The following is a 411-nucleotide window of genomic DNA, read 5'->3' on the forward strand; positions in this document are numbered from 1 at the left end:
CAACAACAGCAACAACAACAGCAACAACAACGAGAGCAAGGGCAACGAGGGCAAGGGCAACGAAGGCGGCGGCCGCCACGAAGAAGGCCGGCGCCACGAAGAGGGCCGCATCCTCGTCAACGAACGGTCCTACAACGCCCGCCCCGGCGACTGCATCACCGTGATCAGCGGCCTCGGCGCCAAGACCCTCAACGTCCGCAACGACAGCCACAAGCGGGTGGAGGTCTTCCGCGGGGCCGTCTGCGACAACGGCGCCCCCATCGCCACCGTCGGCGCCTGGAGCACCAGCTTCGGAGTCGACGACCTGCACGTCAAGGGCGGCGTCCACGTCAAGGACGGCGTCGTGGCCAGCTTCCGCGTCGTCTGCGACCACGACGACCGCGGAGACCGCGGAGGCGACCGCGGAGGCGA

At 68.4% G+C, this 411-nt stretch carries 1 protein-coding gene; it reads left to right on the forward strand.

Translation table 11 applies throughout. From position 1 onward, the window contains the following. Positions 1-411 (forward strand): hypothetical protein (locus BIV25_RS51960; protein WP_071378580.1); only part of this gene is annotated, 411 nt, incomplete at both ends.

The organism is Streptomyces sp. MUSC 14 (assembly GCF_001866675.1).
Lineage (GTDB): Bacteria > Actinomycetota > Actinomycetes > Streptomycetales > Streptomycetaceae > Streptomyces.